Origin of the sequence: Listeria grayi DSM 20601 (assembly GCF_000148995.1) — a bacterium.
Lineage (GTDB): Bacteria > Bacillota > Bacilli > Lactobacillales > Listeriaceae > Listeria > Listeria grayi.
Window position 1 is genome coordinate 623,819 of record NZ_GL538352.1, and the last position, 17,815, is coordinate 641,633.

The following is a 17,815-nucleotide window of genomic DNA, read 5'->3' on the forward strand; positions in this document are numbered from 1 at the left end:
TCATGGGAGGTGCTTTATTTCTTAATAAGAGGTGTAAAAGCATGCAAAATAAACGCTATATCGCATATGGAATCAGCGGAGCCGCTTTTCTGATATTTGGTATCTTTCTGATCAGTGTCTTGACGCATGCGACTTGGATCAGCGGCTATGATAGATTTGGAAACGAGTTATTGCGGCACGGTTTCACAAAACAACGGATCGATGTAGTCGCTTTTTGGACGAATATTGGTGGGGTGACATTTATTACTTGGCTGACGATTATTGCGATGGCTGTATTTATTCTAGCAAAACACTATACGATCGGTATTTGGTTCGGATTGACTGTCTTGATCGGAGCGGCAGTCATTCCGTCTATCTTAAAACATACGATCCAGCGTCCCCGTCCAGCTTATAAATTGATCCCCGAAGGTGGCTATAGTTTTCCGAGCGGTCATTCTTCTGGTTCAACGATTTTTTATGGAATGTTATTGGTTTGTTTGTTGCTGTTTATCCGCAAGCAGTGGATCAGATGGACGATATTGCTAGGCGGGATCATACTCATCCTTTTGATAATGGCTAGCCGCGTTTATCTTGGTGTCCATTATTTTTCAGATATCACCGCAGGTTTTCTGTTCGGCATTGGTATCGTTATTTTATCAAGCAGCCTTCTGCACTGGTTTCGCGAAAAAAAACCACATTTCTTTAAAAGTTCATAAAAAAGACACAGCTTTGGGGAATGAAATTCGGTATACTGATAAGTAAGGTGAAGCAACAAGAGAGGTGGCAGAATGAAGGGTGTTATGAAAACAGTAGCACGTTACAGTGCAGTTCTTCTTTGTATACTAGTATTGGTCAGCCTTGTTCCAGAAATATATCGTGCTACCAAAAAAGAAGTTGTTTGTAAAAAAATAAATTACACGGGAATAGTGGCCAAACGGGCAAAAATATATACAGAGATCGGCGGAAGCTGTGAAGAAAAACGGGCTGAAAAAGGTACGCCATTGATCGTTCGCGAGGAGCGGGCAACTGCCGATAATCGAATTTGGGTATTGGCTTATACCTCCGATGATTCGCGGATCGGGTGGATCGAAAGAGAAAATATAAAAAAAAGCACGTGGCGATTAGCGTCACGTGCTTTTTTTGCTTAAAGTTGTTCTTCCATTTCACTGAAAATCTTCAAATAGGTCGGAATACTGGCCGCGATCTCAGTTGGCAGAACAACATATCTTTTTTTTGCTAAAATTTCACCGATATAGCTATGCAGAAAAACCGCAGCCAGCACACCATGTGCGAATTTTTCGGTTTGACCGATCATACCGGCAATCATACCGGCCAATGTGTCACCCATTCCGCCGGTAGCCATTGCTGGTGTGCCGTAAATATTCTGCCAAACACCACCATCAGGGGTATATACGGTCGTTCGATTGCTTTTTAAGACCACGATCCCGCCAAGTTCTTCTGCCCGACCCGCATTCGAATCTTCGTTTGTTAGAGTCTGCAGATATTCCCACTCGCCTAAATGCGGAGTGAAAATCAAAGCGGCTTTCGTTTTTGTAGGCTGTTTGCTGTATAAAAATAGTGCATCGCCATCCAAGATCACTTTCTGCTCTTCTCCAGCAGTTTGCAGAGTCAGCGTCAATAATTCATTTGCAAGTTCATTTCGATCAAGGCCAGGACCAATCAAAATGACATCAAAAGTCGGGACCAGTTCGCGCAAGGAATCTAATTCTTGGTGATCCAAAAACATGCATTCAGGAAGTCGCGAATGAAGTGCCGGCCGATTGACAGCATCTGTCGCAACCGTCACGAGACCTGCTCCGCTCTTCACGCAGGCTTCTGCAGCCATGATCGCTGCACCGCCGTATCGTTTGCTGCCGGCAATGATGAGGACTTTCCCATAATCTCCTTTATAAGAATCATCTTCGCGCTGCGGTACCCACGTACAAATGGCTTTTGGCGTTATTTTTTTCATTTTCATTCCCTCCAAGTTTTGACCCTATCGTTGTATTTTACCCCTTATCACGCTAAAATAAAAGGTGCAGAAAGTATTTTATTAGAAGCTTAAAAGGAGTTGCTAAAATGAAACCAGTTATTCCAGCTGTAAAAGCAGTGATCGTCAAAGACGGAAAATTTTTAGTGCTAAGAAAACAAGGCATGACCGAAGAGATATATGAACTACCTGGCGGGAAAATGAATTTCGGTGAAACTCATGGCGAAGCCCTTTTCCGTGAGGTTTATGAAGAAACCAAACTGCAAGTCCAGCCGTTTATTCTTTACGACACATTTGAAAACTTTCAACCTGATTACCAGATCACAGGTGTCATTTATCTAGTTGAAATGCCAGCCGATCAAACCATCATTTTGTCAGAAGAACACCGTGATTACCAATTTTTACCATTAGAAAAAGAAAGTTTGGCTGTGATCGATCTCGTCTTTTCCAGCCGAATGGAAAGATGGGATTTTGAAGCAATCAAAAGTTTTATGAAAAAATAAGGATTAAGACTTTCAAGGAGCAGTAAAAGAGTTTACAATAGAAATGTCTATATATTAGGAAGGAATGATAATATGAGTACGATTGATTGGCAAAAAGAAGTAGAATCCCGCAAAGAGGCATTCTTAGAAGATCTAAAAGGATTACTTCGAATTCCGAGTGTGCGCGACGATAGCAAGAAAACGGACGATGCACCATTTGGTCCTGATGTAAAGCGCGCGCTTGATTATATGCTTGAACTTGGCGATAAAGATGGTTTTACAACCAAAGAAGTAGGGCATGTAGCAGGGCATGTGGAATATGGCGATGGCGAAGAAATCGTCGGCGTACTCGGACATGTGGATGTCGTACCAGTTGGTGACGGTTGGAGCAACGATCCTTTTGAACCAGTTTTGAAAGATGGTAAATTGTATGCACGTGGTGTGGCAGATGATAAAGGACCAACGATCGCTGGCTATTATGCGCTGAAAATAATTAAAGAACTAGGATTGCCGATTTCCCGGCGCATCCGTGTAATCATTGGTTCTGATGAAGAAAGCGGTATGAGCTGTGTAGAACGTTATTTCGAAACAGAACCACAGCCAACATTAGGATTCGTTCCTGATGCTGAATTCCCGATCATCCATGCGGAAAAAGGGATCTCCGAATTAGACGTTGCTTTCCAAACAGGCGAACAAACCGATGAGGCCGATTTTCGTTTAGTAAGTCTTGCGTCTGGAGCTCGTTACAATATGGTTCCTGATCATGCTGATGCGGTTTTATCCGATGTAAAAGATAACGAAGCACTTAATAAAGCTTTCCGTACATTCTTAGCTGATCATGATGTTGAGGGAATGATCGCCAATAATGAAGATACAGTGACGATCTCAGTTGTCGGAAAATCAGCACATGCAATGGAGCCAAACAATGGTATCAATGCAGGCCTTCATCTAGTTGCCTTTTTAGGGCAATTCAAACTTTCCGGAGCTGCGGCAAACTTTGTTGCTTTTGGACGCGATTACTTATTTGGTGATTCCCGCGCTGTAAAACTAGGAATCAGTTTTGAAGATGAAGAAAGTGGAGAATTGACGATGAATGTCGGCATCATCCGCTTCACACCGGAAGATGGCGGGAAATACGGCTTGAACTTCCGTTACCCTGTAACAGCAAAAATGGACGATCTTAAAGATAAAATGGAAACTGTGGTGCTTGAATACAGTGGTTCATACTCGCATTATGATGATTCGGAACCATTGTTCGTCCCTAAAGATCATCCGCTTATCAAAACGCTTCAAGAAGTTTATACGAAGCAAACTGGCGAAGAAGCAAACTTGCTTGCGATCGGCGGCGGTACGTATGCACGTCATTTAGAAACAGGTGTCGCATTCGGCGCATTGTTCCCAGGACGCGAAGATACGATGCACCAAAAAGATGAATTCAGCTATTTGGAAGATTTGCTTAAAGCGACTGCGATTTATGCAGAAGCGCTTTACAAATTAGCCGAATAAGCGGTATAATTGTTCAAACTAAACTGCTGCAATAATTTAACGTATTGCAGCGGTTTTTATTAAAGGAAGACAAGCTGTTAAGGAGTGAGAAGTAGTGAAAGTATTAGTAAATGACAAATTAGTTGATCGATCAAAGGCTGCTGTGGATATTGAAGATCGCGGTTATCAATTTGGCGACGGTGTTTATGAAGTAATTCGGCTTTATAATAAAAAATTCTTTACATTTGAAGAGCACATCGACCGTTTATTTGCGAGTGCAGCGAAAATCGAACTAGGAATTCCTTATTCCAAAGAAAAATTGCGGGAACTTTTAGAAAATTTGGTAAAAGAAAATGATATCGACACAGGGAATGTTTATCTACAAGTATCTCGAGGCGTGCAACAACCCCGCAACCATATCATTCCAGATGACCTTGCCTTAGTGGGCATCTTGACAGCTTCGGCACAAGAAGTGCCACGCAATCCTCATTTATTCGAAGATGGTGGAACGGCGATCATAGAACCAGATACAAGATGGCTACATTGTGATATCAAAAGTATCAGTTTGCTGGGAAATGTACTGGCTAAAAATCGGGCGCATCGTGCTGGTGCAATGGAAGCGATTTTGCATCGCGATGGTGAAGTTACCGAATGCTCGGCTTCCAATGTATATATGATCAAAGACGGTGAAGTGTTCACGCATCCTGCTGACAATTTGATTTTGAACGGGATCACGCGTCAAGGCATTTTAAAAGCGATTCGTGCAAATGGTATTCCAGTGAAGGAAGAAGCTTTTACTATCGAAGACTTGAAAGAAGCAGATGAAGTGTTTATCTCCAGCGTTACGCTAGAAGTAACACCAATTACAGCGATCGATGGCGTTCCGGTCTGCGAAGGAAAACGCGGTGCTATTACTGCGAAAATCCATGAACATTTTGTAGACTTGATCGTGGAACAATGTGGCGAACTAGAAACAGTTCCTGAACAATAAAATAGGAAAAGCCCACTGGATTTTTTCAGCGGGCTTTTTCTTTTTCCGTAAGCAATGTAGTGTCGCGCAAGTCGATCTTGAAAATTGCAGGATAAATAATCGTTATCAGTAAAATACAAATACCAGCAATAATAAAAATAATAAAGCTAGCATAAAAATCGAATAGCACCGAGAACAATAAGATCCCAAGCGGAGTCAAGAGCTGACCACCGGTATTCAATAGATGGAACGTTCGTCCCTGAAGCTGGATGGGGATCTCTTTTGTCATCCAGATCGTCAGTGGCACATTTGTCCAGGTAATAACAGCTCCAATCAAGAAATTAAAACTGCTGATCAGGAGGATCGCGTAGAAACGATCGAGCTGAAAACTTAAAAAGACCCCTAATAAAATAAATAACAGCCCAAACATATTGATCATCCACCAAGTGCTTAGCAGCGGGTGTTTGATCGCTTTCCTAATGGATAATACGAGACCAGCTAATATCATGCCAATCGAAAGAATCGCTTCTGTGATCCCATAAATATGAGTGGGGAAATGGAGAACATTGATCTGCACAAAGGGAATACCGACATTGATCGCACCAAACAAAAAGTTGATCATCATCGAGAAGAATAAGGTGAAGATCAATTTTTTACTTTTGCCGACAAAGGACAATCCTTTTTTGAACATCAATAAAATCCCTTCCGGCGGTTCATCTGTGGAAGCAGCATCAATAAACTGAAAATTGATCCAGTAAATCGCAAGGACAGCGATTATTTCCAAACCGATTTCAATCAATACGAAACTGTATAGCGGAATAAGATTTACAAACATGACTCCCAGCAGGGGCGAGAGAATCATGATAAACGCACTCAACATCTGTTGAAAGGATTTTAATTTTTGAATGTGTTCTTCTATAACCATAGTAATGATCGCGGCGGTAAAACCGGTGGTTAAAAATTGATCAGATATTTTTAAGAAAATAAGTAATACATATGTATAAATAAGGTTATCAAAGCCTTGAAAGTAAATAAGTATGCTGTAAACTGCTAGGCTGCCAATGCTCAAAAACTGGGCTGCGATCAACACTTTCTTTTTGTCGAACTTATCAATCATACTGCCTGTGAAAGGAAGTAACAACAACGCGACTAAGGGACCAATCACTTGCGAGATCCCAAATTGAATCGCTGAATCGGTACTTTTTAAGATCAATAGGCCGATTATAAAGGTCAAGATACTACTTCCCAAATTTCCTGTCAGCATGCTTAACAAAAATTTGAAAACTTGCTGCTGAGATTGCTTCGCGTGATCTTCCATAATAGTACCCGTCCCTTTCAGTGTTATGTCAAGAATGTTCAGATATTTATTAGTATAGCGTATTTTAAAATCGGGAACAAATTAAATTTAGTTGTTTTTTAATTCATATGTAAATTTTTACATAAAATATAAACGCACTATTTTCAATGATGAACGCGTTTACACTTAGAAATGTAGTTTTCAAAGTCATTGACAATTAGTTTTAACGGTGTATAATTTCTATTGGTTAACAGTTCGTATACGAACTGTTTATAGGCGAACAGTTCGGAGGAGAATTAAAATGGAGGATCAATTTATTCGTGACATTATTTTCTCGTTTCGGGAAGTTCAGAAGAAAACACAGCATTTTTTTGCGGAAGAAGCAAGCAAACGAGACATCACTACCACGCAGCTAATGGCACTGAATTTTTTGAAGCGGGAACCTAGCTTGACGCTTGGGGAACTGGCTGATCGGATGAAATTAGGAAAAAGTACAGTTTCTGGGGTAGTCGATCGATTGGTAAGAGCAGAATTTTTAAAAAGGTCGCGCGATGCGACTAACCGCCGCTGCTTAAACTTGGAGCTTACGGAAATAGGGGAGGAAAAGGCCGCTGTTACGTATGATCTGTTTTTTAAACGGTTGAAGCCAATTGAGGAAATTGATGCAGCGGAATTAGAAAGTATGTTAGAAACTCACCGTAAGATTATCGCGATATTAGAAAGAGAGGCATCTGCAAATTGAATAGTAATATAGTAGAATCACCAAAACAGAGAAATGGTATATTGATTGTTATGCTGATGGGCGCTTTTGTAACAATTTTAAATCAAACGCTCATGAACGTAGCCTTACCAAGTATTATGAATGAATTTAAAATCACTGCCAGCCAAGGTCAATGGCTTTCTACTGGTTTTATGCTTGTTAACGGGGTTATGATCCCAATGACGGCATTTTTGATCGAGCGCTTTACGACAAGACAGCTGTACTTGTTTGCCATGATTGCATTTGCGATCGGGACAACGATCGGCGGGTTTGCTACTAGCTATCCGATCTTGATCGTCGGCCGAATGGTACAAGCAGTTGGTGCCGGAGTAGTTATGCCGCTTTTGACCGTCGTTATCTTAAATTTATTCCCACCAAACCGCCGAGGAAAAGCAATGGGATTGATCGGACTGGCGATGAATTTTGCGCCAGCCATTGGACCGACCTTGTCCGGTTGGATCGTTGAACAGTTTGATTGGCGGAATCTCTTTTTCATTATTATCCCATTTGCACTTTTAGATGTGATAGTTGCCGCATTTTTACTTAAAAATGTTGGGAAACGTACTTTCCCTAAATTGGATGTGCTCGGTGTCATTATGTCGACGATCGGATTCGGAAGCTTGTTGCTAGGCTTCAGTAATGCCGGAGATCATGACTGGTTAACACTGAAAGTATTCGGATTTATTCTAATTGGATTGATCGTGTTGTTCATTTTTGTACTCTATCAAAATTGGGCACGAACTCCTTTGCTCAACTTCAAAGTTTTCAAAAGTTCGACATTTACTTTCACATCGATCATCAGCTTCTTCGTTATTATGGGATTATTCGGCGGCATGCTGCTACTGCCGATTTTCCTACAATCTGTCCGCGGATTCTCGCCGCTTGATTCTGGACTCGTCTTACTTCCCGGAGCAGTCATGATGGCGGCATTGTCGCCGATTACTGGGATCATGTTTGACCGATACGGCGCGAAATACTTGACGATCATTGGCTTAACGATCATGACAGTTGCGACGTTTATGTTTACGAATCTGAGCGAAAGCACGACATTGACGTATATCACTATCGTCCAAGCTGTTCGTTCACTAGGAATGGCGATGGTACTGATGCCGCTTCAAACTGCCGCACTCAATGCATTGCCGCTTCAACTGGCGTCACACGGTTCCGCGATGTACAACACACTAAGACAAGTAGCCGGATCGATCGGTACGGCATTCTTGATTACCGTTATGTCGAAAAGTGCGAGCCACTTTGGTAAAAACTTGGGGGCGAGCGATGTGGTCGGTAAAACAAAACAAGAAATCGCCAACCATGTGCTGATCCACGGAATCGAAACAGCCTTCTTAGTGGCTGCGATCATCTCGTTGGTTGCCGTTATTTTATCTCTATTCATCAAAAATACCACCCGCGATCCAATCGTCACGAAAACGACAGCAGCTACGAAAGATACGCAAGAAACAGCTTGATAGAAATACATCCTCTTTTACTAGGGGATGTATTTTTTTATAAATTCGGTAACAAAAAAGAAATAAATTTCTCCTGAATAATGACTTGCTCGCATTACTGCTTTAGTTTAAAATGGTTTGCTGAAAAACCCGAACGTATGTTGACTTGACGCATAATCGCAAGAGAAGTAAAATCATGAATAGTAGTCCTTTTGCAGCTGTGAGAAAACAGAAAAGGCAAAATCAAAAGGTGTGTATGACAATGAAAGATTATTTCTTTGGGAGAGAATATGAAATAAGTTCTGCTGGTGGCGAGACTGGTCAGGCTTTTATGGTGTCCAATGAAGACGAAAAATTCTTTTTGAAAAGAAATTCTTCGCCTTTTTTAGCTGCGCTCTCTGTAGAAAATATCGTTCCGAAATTAATGTGGACAAGAAGGGTAGAAAATGGCGATGTATTGACTGCCCAAAAATGGATCAATTGTTATATCCTTTCTGAAGCCGATATGCAAGAAGCTCGCGTTGCAAAACTTCTTGCCAAAATCCATCATTCTGAGCCTTTAAAAAACATGCTTGCTAGAATCGATCAACGCTTTTACAACGCTTCTTCGATTTTGGACCAAATCAAAGAAAAAAGTGATTTCTATTCCGAACAGCCGCTTTTCAATCGATCGCTTGCTTATTTAGAAGAAAATATCGGAGCAGTGGAAGATGATAAGCTAGTCGTTTGTCACGGTGATGTCAACCATAAAAATTGGATCGTTTCCGAAGAAGACGATTTGTACCTCGTTGATTGGGATGAAGCCAAGCTTGCCGATCCGGCAATCGATATCGGAGTTCTATTATATCAATACATCCCACGCGAAAAATGGGATGAATGGCTTCATGTATATGGCACAAACTACTCCAAACAGCTCCACCTGAAGTTGAAATGGTACACGACGGCGGGTCTGCTTCATCGCTTGATGCAAGTAGCCAGCTCGGATACATTGCACGAGGCAAAAAAATTATTACAAAAAGTAATGGAAGATAATGAGGTGTAACGAAACATGCGCGCAAAACACAAACCTTGGGCAAAAGACAAACTGCTTGCCCACCCAGAGGTCTGTATCGCCGATCCCGAAACCTATAAAGGGAAATGGCATACACTATTTGGAAATGACCATCCGATTCATATTGAGATTGGTTCAGGGAAGGGGAGCTTCGTCAGTGGAATGGCGAAACAGAACCCGGAGATCAATTATATTGGCATCGAGATCGTAGAGAGCATCATTATTTCTGCACTAGACAAAGTGCTGGAAGCAGAAGTAGATAATGTTCGCTTACTATCTGTAGATGCTGCTTATTTGACGGATTATTTCGAAGATGCAGAAATTGCGCGGGTCTACTTGAATTTTTCTGATCCGTGGCCTAAAAAGCGCCATGCGAAACGACGGTTGACGTATCCGCAATTTTTAGACAGTTATAAGCAAATTTTAAAGCCGGATGGCGACATTCATTTTAAAACAGATAACCGCGGATTGTTTGAATATTCGCTTGTGACCTTTTCCGAATATCCTTTGCAGCTGACTTATTTGTCGCTCGATCTGCATAAAAGCGACTTTGAAGGGAATATCATGACAGAGTATGAAGCAAAATTCTCGGAAAAAGGCTTCCCGATTTATCGGCTCGAAGCAAAATTTGAGTAACAAATAAAAAAGAAGCCGCCGAAAGCTTCTTTTTTTAATGGAGAAAGGGTGCGTAAAATGGATTCGATAAAAATTGGTGATATCACAATTTACTGGCTACGGGGCGGAAAAACAAATTTTGACGGCGGAGCGATGTTTGGCGTCGTGCCAAAACCATTATGGCAGAAAAAATACCAAGCAAATGAGAAAAATCAGATCCTTAACTACACGGACCCGATGTTTTTTGAATACCAAGGGAAAAATTACTTGATCGATAGCGGACTTGGCAACGATCGTTTGACGGCAAAACAAAAACGAAATTATGGTGTGGAAGAAGAATCATTTGTGCTTGAAGATCTAGCGAAACTTGGTATCCAACCAGAAGCAATCGATGTTGTATTGATGACGCACCTCCATTTTGATCATGTGCTTGGTCTGACAGGTAAAGCGGCAGGGGAGGGCTACTATTCCGTCTTTCCGAATGCAACGATCATTGTGAACGACATCGAATGGGAAGAGATGCAACACCCGAATATTCGCTCCAAGGCAACCTACTGGAAAGAAAATTACGAAGCGATCCAGTCGCAAATACAGACGTATCATGACCGTTTCCGTTGTAATGATGCTGTGACGATGGAGCATACCGGAGGCCATAGTAATGGTCACGCTGTGATCTGGTTTGAATCAAGAGGAGAGAAAGCGATCCATATGGCAGATATTTTCCCTACATTCGCGCATCAAAATGTCCTATGGGTCACTGCCTACGATGATTATCCAATGGATTCGATCGCCGCGAAACAACGTTTATTCAAACAAACATGCGGCGCAAATTACTGGTTCTTAACCTATCATGATGCACATTATCGTGCAGTGAAAATCAATGCTGATGGAACGGTAACTGACGAGCTCCCAATTGTCCGGAAAGGGTAGCTAGTGAAAAGGAGATTGCCCCGCGATCTCCTTTTTTTGTGGGGTATATAGATAATAAGAGAATAAATTGATATAATATGCTTATATAAAGCCGTTTATTTATCCTGGGTATGGGGATAACGTTATAGATACGGGAGGAGGGTATAATGGATAAAGACCCAATCATTAAACGCTTAGCTCGAATCGAAGGGCACGTAAAATCTGTTTCCAAAATGGTGACAGAAGAACGTCAAATCGAGTTGATCGAGCAGCAGATTCTAGCTGTAAAAAAGGCTTTGGATGGTGTGTCGAGAGAATTATTTGCAGCTGAAATTGGAAACTGGATTCGCACACAAGAACAAGACGAAAAGAAAATCAGGAAACAAATCGATACTTTTTTACGCTAAAAAAACCGCTTCTGAATAGAAGCGGTTTTTATTATGTAGTAGAAGCTACACTAAATAAATATCAATGATCGTACCGGTATTCGCATCAGCGATAAATTCAAATTGTTTTTTCTCGCCTTCACGGATACAAGTGATGCCACCGTGGTAAACGAAAGTATCGATCGCGAATTTTTTATAATGCTGTTTTTTTAATTGAATCCAAGATCCTTCGATCGGTCCTTCTTTTTTGAAAGCAGTTTTTACTTTTTCTAGGATAGCATCACCAGAAGTGGTTTTTTGATCGATGAAATAATGATAAAAAAGATGTCCAGCTGCTGCACCAGTCAATGCGCCAGCAATAAATGTTTTTGCGTTCACGGTAATTCCTCCTATGATTTTGCCTTTATCATCCATTATACTACAAAGTTCATCATTCGCGAAAGAATAACTGCCATGAGCAAGAAGGGCGGTTATTTTTGTTAAGATTTGCTATAATAGAGGGGATTATATAATAAAGGAATGATGATGGTGGAAAAAGAAACGCTGCAAATGTTTCAAGAACTAACAGAATTACAGGGAGCTTCTGGAGATGAGTTTCGGATTCGCGATTACGTCCGCAAAGCGATCGAACCAGTTTCTGATGAAATTATCCAAGATGGACTAGGTGGTATTTTTGGCGTTCGCCGCGGTGCGGAAGATGGGCCTAAGATATTGGTAGCAGGCCACATGGATGAAGTTGGGTTTATGGTCACGCAGATCACGTCTAAAGGATTGCTTCGTTTTCAAACGCTGGGTGGCTGGAATCCGCAAGTTTTACAAGCGCAACGTGTTCAAGTGATGACAGCTGACGGACCGGTAATCGGTGTAGTCGCTTCGGTTCCGCCGCATTTACTAACGGAAGCGGAACGTAGCAAACCGACTGATCCGAAAAATTTGTTGATCGATATTGGTGCGGATGACAAGGAAGATGCGGAGAAGATCGGTATCAAACCAGGACAATTTATTGTACCGGTATCCGAATTTACTCCGCTAGCTAATCCTAAGAAAATCATGGCAAAAGCTTGGGACAATCGCTATGGAGTCGGCTTGGCGATCGAATTACTTCGCGAAGTGGCGGGTGAAAAACTGCCGAATACATTAGTGGCGGGTGCGAATGTCCAAGAAGAAGTTGGCTTGCGCGGTGCAGGAACGAGTGCGCATTTGGTGAAACCGGATATTTTCTTTGCGTTAGATGCGAGTCCGGCCAATGATGTCGCCGGCGACGAATCGCAATTCGGCAAACTTGGTGAAGGCTTTTTGATGCGTATCTTTGATCGGACGATGATCATGCATCGCGGCATGCGTGAGTTTTTATTAGATACAGCAGAAACGAACAAGATCCCTTATCAATATTTCGTATCGCCTGGCGGTACAGATGCGGGTAAAGTTCATACGTCGCTTAGTGGTATCCCAAGTGCGGTGATCGGCGTGCCATCCCGTTATATCCATTCGACTAATTCGATCTTGCATGTGGATGATTATGCAGCAGCGAAGGAAATGATCGTGAAAGTTATTCGCACGCTGGATAAGACGACATATGAAACGATTAAAAGTAATGCGTAAAGCTTTTCGTTATCCTAGTTTGACTTGGGGTGCCGTGCTTGCGCTCAGTTGTTTAGTGATGACGATCGGTCATTGGTTGGCGATCCCTTATCTGACCGGAACTTCGGTCGGCTGGCTAATGGCTGGTTGGATAGCTGTGATTTTGATAGTCGTTTTCGCGGGGGTCGACGCTTATCGATCCGAACGTATCAGGAAAAGGAGGGAAGAAAATGAAAAGAATTGAATCGGTCGAACAATTTCGACAAGTTGCTGCAGAGGAGAGAGCGGTTTTTATGTTCAGTGCAGATTGGTGTGGAGACTGTAGATTTATTGAACCCGCTATGCCTGAAATCGAACAAGAAAACAGCGATTTTGCTTTTTACTTAGTGGATCGCGATCAGTTTATTGATCTATGTGCGGAACTCTCGATTTTCGGTATCCCAAGTTTCCTTGTCTACGAAGATGGCGAGGAAGCTGGGCGTTTCGTCAGCAAAGATCGAAAAACAAAAGAAGAAATCAATGATTTTTTACAAGCCATTTAAGCAAATAGCAAAGCAGGGGAGGGGATTAATATCGCAAAAATGACCGCTTTCCTAATGAAAGAAAAACTAGAGGCGCTCCTGGCTGATCCAAAGCGAACGTTTCGATTTGATCGCGAGAAAGACACACTTAGTGTTGAGCAGGGAAGCGCTTCTGTCGTTTTGACGCTACCGACGATTATTGGGAATTGGGAAGAAGAGGGCGAACGGGCGCTGGAAAAAATTCGTTATTATGTCGAAGAAGGGTTGCGCGCTTCCGGCCACGAAATTCAATTGGACGGCAATGAAACGAAAATCTTTCCGGTGATTCGTTCCACTTCTTTTCCTCGAAAGACAAAACAGGGTGAACTGTTGGCGGTGGACGAACACACTGCGGAAACAGCCATTTTCTATGTATTGGATCTTGGACGCTCGTATAAATTCATTACTCAGAAGCAACTGCAAGATGAGGCGATCTCGATAGAAGTGATCCGAAAGCACGCGCTAGCGAATGTGAACAAATTACCGGTGGAAGTGAAAAAAGATAGCGTCGGCGCGAATGATTTTTATTTTGTTCGCATGAATGATGGTTACGATGCCAGCAGAATCTTAAATCTTGATTACCTTGCGAAAATGCGCGCGGATCTGACTGGCGAAATGGTCTTGGCGGTTCCGCATCAAGATGTACTGATCATTGGCGATATTCGTGATGAAAGCGGCTATGATGTCATGGCGCATGTGACGATGCAATTTTTTGCTGAGGGGATGATGCCGATCACGTCGTTGTCATTTGTTTACAATGATGGTAAACTAGAACCGATATTTATACTAGCGAAAAATAGAAAGACGGAGGAATAAAACGTGATAGTAAATGCTTTTTATAATGCAAAAGGGGTAGGGGATGTGCTGATCGTGGAAACGATGGATGTCCCATTGACAGAACAATCCTTTGAACGAAAAGGGAATGTGGCTCGAATCTACCGAGAAAAAACAAATGAATTAGCAGGATACAATTTTTTTGAAGCATCCTCGTTTTTTAAAGCAGAAAAAGATGGTCCAGTAGAATTGACGGAGAAACTGGTAGCGGAACTAAATGAAGTTATTCGCAAGGCTGGTTTTGAAGACGAATTAGAAGTTGATTTGTCACCGAAGTTCGTAGTTGGATATGTAGCTGAAAAAGAAAAACATCCAAACGCAGATAAACTTAGTATTTGTAAAGTGGCGGTAGGGGAGGAAGAATTGCAGATCGTCTGTGGAGCTCCGAACGTCGAAGCGGGACAAAAAGTCGTGGTTGCCAAAGTCGGCGCGGTGATGCCCAGTGGACTTGTTATTAAACCGTCCAACCTACGTGGTGTAGACTCTTTTGGAATGCTGTGTGCAGCAAGAGAGTTAGCGATCCCAAATGCGCCGCAAGAAAAAGGGATCTTAGTGTTGGAAGACGGCTATGAAACTGGTGCTGCATTTCCTGTTTCCTTTTAGAAAACAATTGGCTTAGAACGGAATGGCCGTTCTAAGCCTTTTTCACGCTATATATTGTATACAATACATGTTATTATTGCATTTATTTTATCCTTTCAATCAAAGGTTAACAAAAACTTATCGCCGTTTCGTCATGCTACTATCTCATGTATAATGAATCTATTAAAATAAGAATTTATGTTTAGGTGTGATATAGAATGGGATGGTTTAAAGAATTTTTCTTTGGTGATTTGGAAGAAACGCCAGAAGAAAAAGCCGAAAAAAAACAAACAAAAAACGAGCAGGAACAACCAATACAAGCTAGTAAACAAGTAAGTAAACAACAGAATCAACCACCAGCCGCCCCAAAAAAAGCGGCTTTCAACCAACAAAGTATAAGGCAGGAGGCGCAGCCGATCATTCGCCGCAACCCAGTGCCAAAACCGAAAAAAAACCGGGCTGTCAGCGCGAAAATGACCTATCAATATCCCAAGGGTGAATTTCGTTTCCCCTTAATACCTGATGGCGTTCAGCAGCAAGAGGCGAGTTCAGCGCCTGCTTACCGCCAGACAGAACCAGTACATAAGATAAAGGAAGCCGAAGCGCCTTCAGAACCCGTTTCTAAAAAGCCGTTTGCTGCCACGGATGTTCCTTCACCAGTTTTTGCTTTCCAAAAACGGCCAAGTAAATTTGAATTTGGTCTTTCGGATACCAAAGTAGAAACTGTGCAGGAGGAAATCGCAGAAGATATTCAAATCAACCCTGTTGATACTGAATTGCAAGCAGAAACTGCTTCCGTTTCCTTTGATGCGCATTTAGATGCCCAAATACAAACAGAAGCCGAAGTGCAGGAAGTCATGAATCAGCCAGAGCCTGAACTCACTCAATCTGCTATGATTAGCGAATCTGTAGTAGAGCCGACTGAAATGGTAGCACCTATTATAGAAGAACCGGCCGTTTTAGAAGAGCAGCCACTCGAGTCAGAACCAGAAGCACCTTCAGAAGCAGCAGAAGCCACTATAGAGCCTGAAAAGGAAGAAAGTCTAGAGCAACAAGAAGAAAAAGTTGAAACCCAAGCACAGCATTCTGCCGCTCGTGAGCAAAAGTCGAAAAAAACCCATATTCCTTTTAATGTGATGATGATCAACCGTGATAAAACAAAGCTTGAAAAAAAGCCGGAACCCGCATCGCCGGAACCAGCCATCCAAACGGAAGTCGTAACTAGCGAAGCGATGTCGGGATATTATTTCCCATCCGAAGAATTACTTAATCCACCTGTTTTCAGTGCAAAAGATGAAGCATGGCTTGATGATGAACAATTATTATTAGACGAGACTTTTGAAAACTTCAATGTTCAGGCAAAAGTAGTTGATCGTACGCAGGGACCAGCTGTAACACGATTCGAAGTGCAGCCGGAAAAAGGTGTCAAAGTCAGCAAGATCACGAACCTATCGGATGACATCAAATTGAACTTAGCGGCAAAAGATATTCGGATCGAAGCGCCCATTCCGGGGAAAAGCACAGTCGGGATCGAGATTCCAAACCCGCAAAGCAGACCGGTCATGCTCTCTGAGATCATGGGCACCCCATATTTCCAAAATGCCGCTTCACCGTTAACGGCAGCGTTGGGATTAGATATTTCTGGTGAACCGATCTTGACGGATCTGCAGAAGATGCCGCATGGTCTGATCGCTGGGGCGACCGGCTCGGGGAAAAGTGTTTGTATCAATTCATTGCTAGTCAGCTTGCTTTACAAAGCAACGCCTGATCAATTGAAGTTGTTGCTTATCGACCCGAAAATGGTTGAACTGGCTCCGTATAATCACATTCCGCATTTGGTAAGCCCTGTGATCACAGATGCCAAAGCGGCAACAGCGGCGCTCAAATGGGCCGTAGAAGAAATGGAAAGACGTTATCAGCTATTTAGCCATACTGGCGTCCGCAATATGGAAAAATATAATGAATATGCCAGCCACCCAGATCATACCGGAGAAAAATTACCGTACATTTTGATTGTGATTGATGAATTAGCAGATTTAATGATGGTTGCTCCAAGTGATGTCGAGGAAGCAATCAGCCGTATCGCTCAAAAAGCAAGAGCCTGCGGGATTCATATGATTGTCGCAACGCAGCGGCCATCCGTAGATGTGATTACTGGATTGATCAAAGCGAACATTCCGACACGTATTTCTTTCTCGGTCTCTTCCCAGATCGATTCGCGGACGATCCTAGATGTCGGCGGAGCAGAAAAACTACTTGGAAGAGGGGACATGCTATTCCTTGCGAACGGCACGAATAAGCCAGTACGCCTTCAAGGAACATTTGTCAGCGATGAAGAGATCGATACCGTCGTTGCTCATGTCCGTAACCAAGGAGAGCCGAATTATCTTTTTGAGCAAGAAGAATTATTAGCAAAAGCAGTCGATAAAGAGAACACCGACGAGTTATTTGATGATGCTTGCGAATTTGTTTTATCGCAAAATGCTGCATCGACATCGCTGTTGCAGCGACATTTCCGTATCGGTTATAACCGCGCGGCGCGATTGATGGAAGCACTCGAAGCTCAGCAAATCGTTTCCGGAACAAATGGCACTAAGCCACGCGATGTGATCATCACTCGTGATCAACTAGCAAAATTAAGAGAAATCGAGCAGTAAACTATTTTTTATAATTTATATGCGACCAATGACGGATTTTTGCTCAAAGGTTTTTCTAAAAGCGGGAAAGGTGCTATAATAATTTAGGATTGCAAAAAGAGAACTCTAAAAGAAGACGTAGTAAAAAAGATGATGTCTAGAAAAGAAATGAATACGAATAGTTAGCTGATTCAACCATTACCATACTATTTTAGACAACCTCTTCCAGAAATAGTTAACGGAGGTATATAAT

The 17,815-nt window shown here is 42.2% G+C and carries 20 protein-coding genes; 17 read left to right on the forward strand and 3 right to left on the reverse strand.

All coding sequences use genetic code 11. From position 1 onward, the window contains the following. Positions 1 to 41: 41 nt before the first annotated feature. Together HMPREF0556_RS03225 and HMPREF0556_RS03230 are read left to right on the forward strand one after the other, a co-directional pair. On the forward strand, positions 42 to 695 hold the full coding sequence (locus tag HMPREF0556_RS03225) for a phosphatase PAP2 family protein (RefSeq protein ID WP_050776982.1): 654 nt from the start codon (positions 42 to 44) through the stop codon (positions 693 to 695). 72 nt (positions 696 to 767) lie between these two features. Beyond that, positions 768 to 1,127 carry a hypothetical protein gene (locus tag HMPREF0556_RS03230; protein ID WP_003755466.1) on the forward strand — a complete coding sequence of 120 codons (360 nt, stop codon included), beginning with the start codon at positions 768 to 770 and terminating at the stop codon, positions 1,125 to 1,127. Here HMPREF0556_RS03230 and HMPREF0556_RS03235 read toward each other — a convergent pair. Continuing rightward, positions 1,124 to 1,951 carry an NAD(P)H-hydrate dehydratase gene (locus HMPREF0556_RS03235; protein ID WP_040486430.1) on the reverse strand — a complete coding sequence of 276 codons (828 nt, stop codon included), beginning with the start codon at positions 1,949 to 1,951 and terminating at the stop codon, positions 1,124 to 1,126. The two genes, HMPREF0556_RS03230 and HMPREF0556_RS03235, sit on opposite strands and share 4 nt — an antisense overlap. Positions 1,952 to 2,058: 107 nt before the next feature. Here HMPREF0556_RS03235 and HMPREF0556_RS03240 point away from each other — a divergent pair, with 107 nt between their 5' ends. The 3 genes from HMPREF0556_RS03240 to dat all read left to right on the forward strand — a co-directional run bounded on the left by HMPREF0556_RS03240 (position 2,059) and on the right by dat (position 4,927). Next, positions 2,059 to 2,472, forward strand: coding sequence for an NUDIX hydrolase (locus HMPREF0556_RS03240; RefSeq protein WP_003755470.1), 414 nt, complete (start codon positions 2,059 to 2,061; stop codon positions 2,470 to 2,472). 72 nt (positions 2,473 to 2,544) lie between these two features. Next, a complete protein-coding gene (gene pepV, locus HMPREF0556_RS03245; RefSeq protein WP_003755472.1) occupies positions 2,545 to 3,957 on the forward strand; it encodes a dipeptidase PepV in 1,413 nt (470 codons plus the stop codon). Positions 3,958 to 4,051: 94 nt separating this feature from the next. Beyond that, positions 4,052 to 4,927: a D-amino-acid transaminase gene (gene dat / locus HMPREF0556_RS03250; RefSeq protein WP_003755474.1), complete on the forward strand. Its 876-nt coding sequence runs from the start codon at positions 4,052 to 4,054 to the stop codon at positions 4,925 to 4,927. Between the two features lie 25 nt (positions 4,928 to 4,952). Here the strand turns inward: dat and HMPREF0556_RS03255 are convergent, their stop codons facing one another. Next, on the reverse strand, positions 4,953 to 6,224 hold the full coding sequence (locus HMPREF0556_RS03255) for an MFS transporter (RefSeq protein WP_003755476.1): 1,272 nt from the start codon (positions 6,222 to 6,224) through the stop codon (positions 4,953 to 4,955). 280 nt (positions 6,225 to 6,504) lie between these two features. Between HMPREF0556_RS03255 and HMPREF0556_RS03260 the strand changes: the two genes are divergently transcribed. The 6 genes from HMPREF0556_RS03260 to HMPREF0556_RS03285 all read left to right on the forward strand — a co-directional run bounded on the left by HMPREF0556_RS03260 (position 6,505) and on the right by HMPREF0556_RS03285 (position 11,390). Further along, positions 6,505 to 6,945: a MarR family winged helix-turn-helix transcriptional regulator gene (locus tag HMPREF0556_RS03260; RefSeq protein WP_003755478.1), complete on the forward strand. Its 441-nt coding sequence runs from the start codon at positions 6,505 to 6,507 to the stop codon at positions 6,943 to 6,945. Positions 6,946 to 6,995: 50 nt separating this feature from the next. Further along, positions 6,996 to 8,429 (forward strand): multidrug efflux MFS transporter MdrM, encoded by a 1,434-nt coding sequence (mdrM, locus tag HMPREF0556_RS03265; protein ID WP_050777004.1) that lies wholly within the window; start codon positions 6,996 to 6,998, stop codon positions 8,427 to 8,429. Positions 8,430 to 8,670: 241 nt separating this feature from the next. After that, positions 8,671 to 9,450: a phosphotransferase family protein gene (locus tag HMPREF0556_RS03270; RefSeq protein WP_040486431.1), complete on the forward strand. Its 780-nt coding sequence runs from the start codon at positions 8,671 to 8,673 to the stop codon at positions 9,448 to 9,450. A 6-nt stretch (positions 9,451 to 9,456) separates the two neighbouring features. Next, positions 9,457 to 10,095, forward strand: a complete 639-nt coding sequence (gene trmB, locus HMPREF0556_RS03275) for a tRNA (guanosine(46)-N7)-methyltransferase TrmB (RefSeq protein WP_003755484.1) — start codon at positions 9,457 to 9,459, stop codon at positions 10,093 to 10,095. A 57-nt stretch (positions 10,096 to 10,152) separates the two neighbouring features. Further along, positions 10,153 to 11,004 carry a YtnP family quorum-quenching lactonase gene (locus HMPREF0556_RS03280; RefSeq protein WP_040486432.1) on the forward strand — a complete coding sequence of 284 codons (852 nt, stop codon included), beginning with the start codon at positions 10,153 to 10,155 and terminating at the stop codon, positions 11,002 to 11,004. Positions 11,005 to 11,150: 146 nt separating this feature from the next. Continuing rightward, entirely contained in the window at positions 11,151 to 11,390 is a 240-nt protein-coding gene (locus HMPREF0556_RS03285; RefSeq protein ID WP_003755488.1) for a metal-sensing transcriptional repressor, read from the forward strand. Between the two features lie 45 nt (positions 11,391 to 11,435). Here the strand turns inward: HMPREF0556_RS03285 and HMPREF0556_RS03290 are convergent, their stop codons facing one another. Further along, positions 11,436 to 11,747 (reverse strand): PepSY domain-containing protein, encoded by a 312-nt coding sequence (locus HMPREF0556_RS03290; RefSeq protein ID WP_036103777.1) that lies wholly within the window; start codon positions 11,745 to 11,747, stop codon positions 11,436 to 11,438. A gap of 150 nt (positions 11,748 to 11,897) precedes the next feature. Here HMPREF0556_RS03290 and HMPREF0556_RS03295 point away from each other — a divergent pair, with 150 nt between their 5' ends. From HMPREF0556_RS03295 to HMPREF0556_RS03320, 6 genes are all read left to right on the forward strand, one after another. Next, positions 11,898 to 12,971, forward strand: a complete 1,074-nt coding sequence (locus tag HMPREF0556_RS03295; RefSeq protein ID WP_040486601.1) for a M42 family metallopeptidase — start codon at positions 11,898 to 11,900, stop codon at positions 12,969 to 12,971. Then, positions 12,946 to 13,194 carry a hypothetical protein gene (locus HMPREF0556_RS03300; protein ID WP_040486433.1) on the forward strand — a complete coding sequence of 83 codons (249 nt, stop codon included), beginning with the start codon at positions 12,946 to 12,948 and terminating at the stop codon, positions 13,192 to 13,194. The genes HMPREF0556_RS03295 and HMPREF0556_RS03300 overlap by 26 nt, the downstream gene beginning before the upstream one ends. Next, positions 13,181 to 13,492 carry a thioredoxin family protein gene (locus tag HMPREF0556_RS03305; protein ID WP_003755494.1) on the forward strand — a complete coding sequence of 104 codons (312 nt, stop codon included), beginning with the start codon at positions 13,181 to 13,183 and terminating at the stop codon, positions 13,490 to 13,492. Before HMPREF0556_RS03300 ends, HMPREF0556_RS03305 begins: the two co-directional genes overlap by 14 nt. Positions 13,493 to 13,522: 30 nt before the next feature. Further along, positions 13,523 to 14,326: a DUF1444 domain-containing protein gene (locus tag HMPREF0556_RS03310; protein WP_040486434.1), complete on the forward strand. Its 804-nt coding sequence runs from the start codon at positions 13,523 to 13,525 to the stop codon at positions 14,324 to 14,326. Between the two features lie 3 nt (positions 14,327 to 14,329). Next, entirely contained in the window at positions 14,330 to 14,947 is a 618-nt protein-coding gene (gene ytpR, locus HMPREF0556_RS03315) for a YtpR family tRNA-binding protein (RefSeq protein WP_003755498.1), read from the forward strand. A gap of 197 nt (positions 14,948 to 15,144) precedes the next feature. Then, on the forward strand, positions 15,145 to 17,583 hold the full coding sequence (locus HMPREF0556_RS03320) for a DNA translocase FtsK (protein WP_003755500.1): 2,439 nt from the start codon (positions 15,145 to 15,147) through the stop codon (positions 17,581 to 17,583). Positions 17,584 to 17,815 lie beyond the last annotated feature (232 nt).